Consider the following 7,153-nt stretch of genomic DNA (forward strand, 5'->3'; position numbering starts at 1 on the left):
GGAACAGAACAAATGAATGCTTCCAAAGCATCGGCTGACAAGGGAATCAGCGAGACAGAGCGCATTGTTTCGGAAGAAAAAGCGCAGTTGGATTTCAGCCAATCCATGAGCTATGGCGACTACTTGCACCTGGACGAGGTGCTGGGCGCTCAACACCCGCTCTCGCCTGCCCACGACGAAATGCTGTTCATCATCCAGCACCAGACCAGCGAACTCTGGATGAAACTGATGCTGCATGAAGTGACCGCCGCCACTGCAGCCATCGCAGCCGACCGCTACGCCGACACCTTCAAGATGATGGCGCGGGTCTCGCGCATCATGGAGCAGCTGGTCAGTGCCTGGACCGTGCTCTCGACCATGACCCCGCCGGAATACACGGCGATGCGCCCTTATCTGGCCAGCTCCAGCGGTTTTCAAAGCGCGCAGTATCGCTGCATTGAATTTGCTCTGGGCAACAAGAATGCGGCCATGCTCAAGCCCCATGCCCATAGGCCAGACCTGCTCCAGATGGTCGACAAGGCGTACCGTGCCCCTTCGCTCTATGACGAGTCGCTACGCCTGCTGGCCCGCCAGGGCTTTGCCATTCCCGCCGATCACCTGGACCGTGACTGGACACAGCCCTACGAAGCCAGCCCCGAGGTGGAAGCTGCATGGTTGGAGGTCTACCGTGACCCGCATGCACACTGGGATCTATACCAGCTGGGCGAGAAGCTGACCGACATTGAGGACGCCTTCCGTCTTTGGCGTTTCCGCCATGTCACGACTGTTGAGCGCGTCATCGGCTTCAAACGCGGCACGGGCGGCACAGGCGGCGTCAGCTACCTGCGCAAGATGCTCGATGTGGTGCTGTTCCCTGAGATCTGGACTGTTCGGACCGCGCTGTAATGCAAGCCCCACATGACTTACTCTCCGCGCAGGAGCGCGAACGCGAATATTCGCCCAGCTCCTGCATAGGCGGGAACTACGCACCCTATATCGAGGACTACGCCACACTTAGCGCAGCAGCTTTGCAAAGCGGAGCTCGGCATGCCGAGCTTGCCTATGGCAGTGCCGCCGCGCATAAGCTTGACCTCTTTTTACCTGCACCCCGCGACTCGGAATCCCTCCCGCCGCTGCTGCTGTTTATTCATGGCGGCTACTGGCAGGAGCTTTCCAAAGCCTCCTCTTTATTCTCGGCCCCGGACTGCACCGAGGCCGGCATTGCCTTTGCCGCCATTGATTACACCTTGGCACCGCAAGCCTCTGTCCACGACATGGTGCTGGAGTGCCGCCAGGCTCTGCGCTGGCTGCATCAACATGGCGAAGAACTGGGCTTTGACCCGCAACGTATCGTCGTGTCCGGCAGTTCTGCCGGCGCGCATCTGGCGGCCATGTGCTGCTTGCGTGGATGGAAAGATGATGCCGATTTACCCGTAGGGGCACCCGCAGCGGCGGTACTGGTTTCAGGCATTTACGACCTGCAGCCCCTGATTGGCACCAGCATCAATGAGGCACTGTCTCTGGACACGGCGAGCGCACAGGCGATCAGCCCCCAACTGCTTGATCTGACGGGCTTTCCGCCCACCATCATCAGCTGGGGAGAAATCGAAACCTCGGAGTTCAAACGCCAGAGTCAGGCTTTTGCCGATGCGCTTGATGCATTGGGTGTCCGGTATCTGCCCCCCATCGAAATGCCAGCACGCAACCACTTCGATGTCATTCTTGACCAGGCTCGTCCCAACACCCGCTTGGGCGATGCAACGCAGGCGCTATTTTCTTCACTGTAGTAGCCCGTTACACCACCTAGTACCAAGCCGGTGGTTCGAGTGCTCAAAGAAGACGATAAAGCTGCCATACAAATAACGGTTGTTCAAGCGAGGAGCAAGCCAGTGAACAAGTATTAATCCCAAAGCCTAAAATCCCTGCAGCAAATCAACTACTCCCTATTACTGGAAAAAAACTTAAAAACCCCATAGATTTCAACGTCCTTAGGATCGTGGGTGAAATCTCAGAAGATTACTGGAAACATGCACTTAATAGCTTTCGAACGGTAATGCCCCCATTTTGCAAAGGTGCGAGAAGTAGAAACTAAGCGGCCATGGCCAGCCGCTGTATCGGTGTGATACCGCCCAGTGCCATGTGTGGGCGTTCGTGATTGTAGGACCACATCCAACGCGTGGCATGATTCTGGACGTGTGCGAGGTCTTCCCACTCGTACTGAGACAGCCACTCATGACGCGCCGTGCGGTTGAATCGCTCGATATAGGCGTTTTGCTGCGGTTTGCCCGGCTGGATATGTTCCAGACTGATACCTCGCTTGGCGGCCCACGTACTTAGCACCGTACCGACATACTCCGGGCCGTTGTCGCAGCGTATTGTCAGGGGCCGACCGCGCTGCTCAATGATCTGGGACAGCGCCCTGGTCACCCGCTCGGCAGGCAGCGAGAAGTCCACCTCGATACCCAGCGCCTCGCGGTTGAAATCGTCAATCACATTCAACGTGCGAATGCTGCGGCCATCGGCCAACTGATCGTGCATAAAATCCATCGACCAGACTTCGTCAATGCGAGCCGGTTGCGACAACGGTTCCGGCGCCTGCCGAACCAGCCGTTTGCGCGGCTTAATCCGCAGGTTTAGCTCGAGCTCGCGATAGATCCGGTATACCCGCTTGTGATTCCATCCCAAGCCGCGCACGTTGCGCAGGTACAGAAAACACAACATAAAACCCCACGTCCGGTGGTTATCCGTCAAACGCAGTAGCCAGTTCGCGATCTCATCATTCTCGGCCTTGTGTTTAGCCGCGTATCGATAGCACGACTCGCTGATGCTGAATATCTTACATGCCACACGAATGCAGGTCCGCTTGCCAAGGACCACTTCTTGGGCCATCTCACGCCGGCGAGATGGCCTTAGAATTTTTTTGCCAAGTACTCCGAGGCGATTTCGGCCTTGAGCTTTTCTTCGACGTACATCTTGCGTAGCCGCGCGTTCTCGGCCTCCAACTCCTTCATGCGCGTCATCAGGCTGGCGTCCATCCCCCCATATTTCGAACGCCACTTGTAGAACGTCGCCTGGCTGATCGCTAGCTCCCGGCACAGTTCCTGTGCCGTCACCCCTGATTCGACACGCTTGATCGCTTCAATGATCTGTGCGTCCGTGAATTTCGATCGCTTCATCTGTAGAACTCCTCTGTAGAGAAAATTCCACCTCTCACTCCCCTGGTTTTGCGGGGGCATTACCGATGACGCTTTCTATTTTGACCATGATATGCTGACTCGCATTATCCTTGATGACTATGACATGATGGGCAAGAAAGAACTGCTCATGTGCCCCGCAAGCTATAACTAATTGTCCATTCTTTTACTTAGCATGGAGCGCAATGTTATATATTATATAATTATTCTTATTGTTTGCATCCAAGTAGACATTATTTTATTAATAAAGCTCAGGTAACCAGACAGACAATTTATACTACTGAACTCAGTAGAAATGCCTGAATTTTTTAGGCTAGAAAATAACCGAAAAACCATATATCGATTTCTGAACAACACTTCAGTCTAATTCTGTTCATTTATAAACAATCAACTGGTGGCTAGTGTGGAATATAACAATTATTTTACTAGAGGTTTTTACTTTTCTAAAAAAAGGAGGATAGACAACTGCCTTGAAGGCTGGTCTTGCCTTCATGTCGGTGGATATGTTTTTCAGTTTCACCCTAAGACTAGTTTTCAAATAGCTCAAAGTTCGTCGGGGGAAAGCAGTGTTGTAATAATTGGCTTGCCTGTAGATCTTGAAGATTTTAGCGCAAAGCCAGAAAAAATAGTCAATAAATCTTCAAATCTATTAGAGAGCGACGGTTTTGAAAAATTCCAAAGATACATTGCATATCTTGGAGGTAGATTTATAGCGATTGCCATTAAACATGCAGAAAATATTATTGTAATCCCGGACTGCCATGCAACATATGCGTGTTATTACACCGAGAAAAACGGAGGGGCATTTTCATCCCACATTAATCTTTTAGGAAAAGTAGAAGAACTTAACGTTAACGAGACAGCGCGAAGCGTAGTAAATTCTACTGATTATAAAGCACCGGGTGGAAAATACTACCCCGGCCTTATGCTTCCGTATGAGGAAGCATTGACATTACTTCCTAACTGTCGGCTAGAAAATCAATTTCAATCATCAATTATCGCAAACAAAAGATTTTATCCTTTTACCGACCTAGAACTTTCTTGCAGCCTTTCAAAAAAAAATTTAGTATCCAAGTTCAATTATTTACTCTATTCAAACATTAAAGGAATTGTAAAAGATCAAGATTTTTACGTATCGCTTACAGGAGGAATGGATAGTGGCGTAGCCCTTTCCTCAATCATTAAGGGAGGCCTTGATAAAAAAGCTAAAGCATTTACTTATTTCAATGCCACCTCTGTACAAAGTACGGCCATAAAAGATGTAATGGCGGCTTCGCAAAGAGCTTTTTCTAGCAACATCCCCCATAAAATAGTAGACCTCAAACCACTTGAACTAGGCTCACACTTCCACCAGATGTATTCAATGTCATTTAGGTATGGAGCCAGATTCCCGAGCTTAGCAAGAGCTTACTATGAAGAGCTACCTCATGATATTTTGAGTTTGGTGTCAACCTGCTCGGAAACAGGTACATGCTTCTATAGTAGCAGACCGGAAAAAAATATTTCCGTAGATCTTTTAGCTGAAAAATTTAGCAATTCCGAGATTAAAAAAAACACAATTGTCTTAGAAAGTTTTGAAAACTATATCGAGTATGCAAGCTTTAAATCTAGCTTATTAGGCCCTTTAGATTTTTATGATGTTTTTTATTGGGAACATAGAAACGCAAAATGGGCCTCTCTCTGGTATTCTGAGTCCGACCTTTCTCATTTTACAGTTGTACCATTTAACCAGAGAAGCATCATTGAAACCATGCTTTCCTTACCTTTTGAAGATAGATTAAATAAGTACATACTACAGGAATCTTTAGTTAACTTCTAACACTTAAGTCGCTATTTCTTTAAGGCCCATATGCTCTATTTTTAAAAAAACGCTACCCAAACCCCCATGCCCCCATGCCCCCATGCCCCCAGTATGACTAACCCGTATCTTCTATACCGCCAAAAAATATCAAAAAGTAATTGATAGCTTTAAAAATATTGATATTTCTGGAGATAAAACGTCAAGGACAATTTGGATACCATGCAAATCACTTAAATAGACTAGATAATCCCCTGTCCGTCAACATAGTTACCATGCAAACGCATTGAGCGATTATCAACGCAAGTACGTATGGGACAGAAAGACTGGTGCGCCATTGTCGACGCTACGATAATGGCGGTTGCCCTTCCCCAGCAAGAACAAGGCCAAGAAACGCAATCCAGAACTGCAGCGAGCCGAGAACACCAGCAGTATTATTTCAACATAAAAGCAAACATAGGTGTCTATACAATTATCAGATTAGCCCACAGTGTCTCCCCACCCCAAGTTAATGTTAACAATGTAATCATGGATGACCATTTAGTCCGTAAAAATAACCCAAGAATATGTAACAACGCGAGTTGTCCAGGCATGTGAAAGTACCTAGACGCAAGAACGAATGACTCGGACTCCCAACGATACGTTACTGCCAAGCAATGTTGCATAAAGCATTAAGCCGGACAATTCGACGAAAATGCTGTTGCTAGAGATCAAGGCCCCCTTTGGCTACAGGCAGGAACGATACAAAACACTGGTCAGGAACCACGTACAGTTATTCAGCCAGCTCAGTGTAACCATTGGCCCTTGCAATACAATGCGAGGAACCAAGCGCACATAAGAAACAATAGTGACCCAACACACCAACCCGAGCAGTGTAATTACAGCGAGTCAAACGGATCCTGAGTGCTGGGCAAGCCCGTATCATCTCCCAATACAAATCGTGGGATGAACTGCAGCACATACTGCCGCATGGCTTCGACCAGGCGCTGCGCATCCGGACGCAGTTCGCGGGATCGCAAGGACACCACACCGACCATATAAGGCACGTGGATATCAATCGGGCGCAGCACGACGTTGGGCAGTGGCAGGCCGTGGGCGGTAAAGGGGTCAATCAAGGACACGCCTACCCCTTGGCTGGCCAGAACCAGGCCCTCCAACGAGGAGGCAACCTCGATATGACGGATATCTTCCGGGGCTTCCGGACTGGCACGCAGCAAGGCGGTTGCCAGGGTATGGCGCAAGCGGTGGCGGTTCTGGATGGAAATCAGGGGGGTGCCCTGAATATCACTGAGACGCACCAGTTCCTGTTTGGCCAGGGGATGATTGACGGCCATGCCCAGCAGGCAGGGGCTTTGACCTGACCAATGCAAGGTGCAGCCATCAATGTCCAGCGGCAAACTGGTCACCGCCAGATCGGCCCGTCCTTCGTCAATGGCTTGCACCACTTCTTCCGGCTTTACCGTATCAATAATCAGCTTTTGCTTGAAGGCCGGATCGTGCTGCTCCATGATGCCCAGCGCTTGCGGCACCAAGCCAATCGCCAAGGCGTGAGTAGTCACAATGCGCAGAGGTCGCAGGCCCCCACGGGCGATTTCCAGAGCGCGGCTTTGCAGCACCTCCAGATTCATCAGCACGGGCCGGGCTTCCAGATAGAACTCGCGCCCTTGTTCAGTCAAGGTGACCTGCGGACGGGTGCGGGTAAAAAGCCTGAAGCCCAGTTCCTGTTCCAGCTCCTGGATCTGGCGGCTAACCACTGGCTGAGAGCGGTCCAGCAGTCTGCCAGCAGCGGTAACACTGCCAGCAGACATCACCGCTGCAAAGGCTTCTAATTGGCGAATTTCCATGTCGTTCTATGTGAATGCCGCATTTATCAACACGGAATATTCTAATGCGGAATAGTTAGCCGGACTAGCGTTTCACACCGAAACATTGATCCAGCGTGGGGAAAGAACCATCACGCACTTCAGCCGCGTATTGACCGGCTGCCTGGGAGATCAAGGCACCCACATCCGCGTAGGGTTTGGCGAATTTGGGGATCTTGCCATTGGTCAGACCCAGAATGTCTTCCGTCACCAGAACCTGGCCATCACATGCGGGGGACGCACCGATACCGATGGTCGGAATGGCGATGGTTTCAGTAATACGGCGACCCAGACCTTCTGCCACCCCTTCCAGCACCACA

The 7,153-nt window shown here is 50.4% G+C and carries 6 protein-coding genes; 3 read left to right on the top strand and 3 right to left on the bottom strand.

Translation table 11 applies throughout. The features are described from left to right. Window positions 1-12: 12 nt before the first annotated feature. Both kynA and N879_RS15640 read left to right on the top strand, forming a co-directional pair. Complete coding sequence (gene kynA, locus N879_RS15635; RefSeq protein ID WP_021447253.1) at window positions 13-885, top strand: tryptophan 2,3-dioxygenase; 873 nt, start codon at window positions 13-15, stop codon at window positions 883-885. Next, entirely contained in the window at window positions 885-1,766 is an 882-nt protein-coding gene (locus tag N879_RS15640; protein ID WP_009455425.1) for an alpha/beta hydrolase, read from the top strand. Before kynA ends, N879_RS15640 begins: the two co-directional genes overlap by 1 nt. Window positions 1,767-2,067: 301 nt before the next feature. On the opposite strand, the gene N879_RS15645 is transcribed toward N879_RS15640, so the two are convergent. After that, window positions 2,068-3,155, bottom strand: a protein-coding gene (locus N879_RS15645; protein WP_128831596.1) for an IS3 family transposase whose coding sequence is annotated in 2 segments (ribosomal slippage) — window positions 2,068-2,909 and window positions 2,909-3,155 — 1,089 coding nt in all. Because the reading frame shifts where the segments join, the coding sequence is not laid out codon by codon here. 421 nt (window positions 3,156-3,576) lie between these two features. Between N879_RS15645 and N879_RS20495 the strand changes: the two genes are divergently transcribed. Next, window positions 3,577-4,992 carry a hypothetical protein gene (locus N879_RS20495; RefSeq protein ID WP_128831595.1) on the top strand — a complete coding sequence of 472 codons (1,416 nt, stop codon included), beginning with the start codon at window positions 3,577-3,579 and terminating at the stop codon, window positions 4,990-4,992. A gap of 857 nt (window positions 4,993-5,849) precedes the next feature. On the opposite strand, the gene N879_RS15660 is transcribed toward N879_RS20495, so the two are convergent. Further along, the gene (locus N879_RS15660) at window positions 5,850-6,815 is read right to left on the bottom strand and encodes a LysR family transcriptional regulator (RefSeq protein ID WP_009456820.1); all 966 of its coding nucleotides are present in this window, start codon (window positions 6,813-6,815) and stop codon (window positions 5,850-5,852) included. Between the two features lie 64 nt (window positions 6,816-6,879). Further along, window positions 6,880-7,153 (bottom strand): 3-methyl-2-oxobutanoate hydroxymethyltransferase (locus N879_RS15665; protein ID WP_200914609.1); only part of this gene is annotated, 274 nt, incomplete at its 5' end.

The organism is Alcaligenes sp. EGD-AK7, assembly GCF_000465875.3.
Taxonomy (GTDB): Bacteria; Pseudomonadota; Gammaproteobacteria; order Burkholderiales; family Burkholderiaceae_B; genus Alcaligenes; species Alcaligenes phenolicus.